This is a genomic window from candidate division TA06 bacterium, assembly GCA_004376575.1.
In the GTDB taxonomy this organism is placed as follows: domain Bacteria; phylum Hydrothermota; class DG-26; order E44-bin18; family E44-bin18; genus E44-bin18.
Map to the genome: position 1 here is coordinate 1 of SOJN01000015.1, position 2,160 is coordinate 2,160.

Consider the following 2,160-nt stretch of genomic DNA (forward strand, 5'->3'; position numbering starts at 1 on the left):
TAGACCCCTTTTGCCCTATCCAGGTTAATTACAGGGAATGTCTTGAACTCCTCTCGTAGGAGGAGTCCGTCGAGAATCCGTTGGCCGTTCTGCTGGAGAATGCGATGCGTGGATTCCGGCATCATCTTGCGCGTGTAGTAGCCATCCACGGAGTCCAGGAAAGCCTGCAGAGCTCTTTCAGTCCCGCGGAGATCTCCACGTTCACACTGTTTGGCAGCGTGCCGAAGTTGGGCCTTGAGCGGGTCGGCCACTGATTCTTCGTCAATGTTTCCAAGCTCCTTGGATGTTTCAACCTGGTTGCTCAGGAGAATGATGGATCTGACTGCATCGGGTTTTCTCTTCCATTGAAGGGTTACGTCTAGAGCTGGACGCTTTAGATGAGTCTCGGCCGCCGCGCCACAACATACAAGTAGGGCGGCTACAAAACACCCTGCTGAGAAAAGGATTCTTTCCATCCGAACCATTTTACCCTTCAATCTTGTTGTTCTTAGAGAAACCTCACATGCCAGTGGCTTTGATAGTGTACTCAGTTGAGAACTCCATGCCGACGAAATATGTCCTCTAGGAGATCGGGGTGCAATATCTGCGGTTTCTGCACATCACAAGTTTTCCCAAACCTATGCTCGGAATGTGGCGTTTGCCAGAATTGACAATCCGGTGGGTCGTGGTTGCAAAGCGTGATGGGGCCGAGGTCGAAAAGTCCTCCCCATGTTATACTCATGTCATGCTCGGGGAGGGTGCAAGACTTTTTGACATTTCTCTTATACTTTGGGTGCATGGGCGCCCTCCATTTACTTCGCCAAAACTCACCCGAGTCTACCAGACTACCCTCATCCCGTCAACCCGCATCACCAAAAACATCACCAAATCCCCCCTGACGTGTACATGTTCACACGTGTACATGTGCGCACGTGCTCATATGCGCACATACGCACGAATGCATCCTCGGGGTCAGACATCGGAAATTGAATATTCACAACGTCGTCCTCTGAGCTCGATTCCTCAAAGGCGATATCCTCGTCACTTTCTGTGAGCGATTCTATCCCAGCCCAAGGCCAGAAAACACGAAAATCGAAGAGCGAAAATAGAAAATCGAGAATAGAAAACAGAACCAACAACCATGACAGGACAAGAAATTGGGAAGTTGAAGGCGTTATCATCCTCTTCTATTCACACGAAAATAGAAAATCATCCTCCCAACCACCGACAGACGCCTGATGTGGGATGTAAGAATGCTCAGGCTATACGCTGTACGATTGATGAAGCTATCAGTTGTCAGCTGGGAAGGGCATAAGGCCTTTGGGGTCAAACCTTTAGAATCAAATTTCGTGTTGAGCAAGCTGTACGATGGGCAAGCTTCTGGCCATCGGTCGCCCTTGGAGCCTGAGGTGATCGTTATGCTTAAAGTGCTATGTCGCCTGAGAAGCCGATATTTGAAGAGGGATCATCATATGACACATAGACGTGGGGGCCTGTTCCCGGGGAATACGCTCCACTACTGTGCCTCACCGAGAGCCAATCCACCCATTGATGGGCCTGCTCCACGCCACGCCGAATGATCAGCTTGTCTCTCTGGAGGATTTCCTGACTGCTCAGGTAGAATGTTATTTTGAAGGAGCACCCATTGGCCGAGCCCTCGTACGTTCCAGTCCCGCAAGTCTTGAGATCGCTTGCGATCCGGGTTACCAGTGCATTCAGAACCTTGTCCATTTTCACCTCCTTGTGGGCTGACAAGGAAGGTAGTCTTAGGGTGCCGGGAACTATTGTATACCATGGTGCTCTGGGTGTCAACCCCCAAATGGCAGTGAGACATAACGAGTTCGAAAATAGAAGCAGGGACCGCGAAATCACGAAGTTGAAGGCCTAACTGTTTGCAGATACGAGACTTACTCAAGACATGAGAAGTAAGACATAAGGTGTAAGACGACGGACATACAGACACGAAAATACAAAATCAAAACTTGAACTAACGAAAATCGCAATTCGAAGATCAAAAACGAAATAGATTCAGTCCGTCCCCTGACGGTAACCAAAAGAGGCCAGTGGCGAAGGATCTGCTGGTGTCAGATTGCTTCGTCGTCATTCGACTCTCCTCCGCCGGCTTGCGCCGACGAAGGACCAAATATGTCTCATCCCGCCTGCGGCGGGCTGGACCTATTT

The 2,160-nt window shown here is 50.0% G+C and carries 2 protein-coding genes; both read right to left on the reverse strand.

Features of this window, described 5'->3' with window-relative positions; all coding sequences use genetic code 11:
* A partial coding sequence (locus tag E3J62_00995) for a hypothetical protein (GenBank protein ID TET47584.1) occupies nt 1-464 on the reverse strand: 464 nt, incomplete at its 3' end.
* Between the two features lie 937 nt (nt 465-1,401).
* The gene (locus E3J62_01000) at nt 1,402-1,710 is read right to left on the reverse strand and encodes a hypothetical protein (protein ID TET47585.1); all 309 of its coding nucleotides are present in this window, start codon (nt 1,708-1,710) and stop codon (nt 1,402-1,404) included.
* Nucleotides 1,711-2,160: the final 450 nt, after the last annotated feature.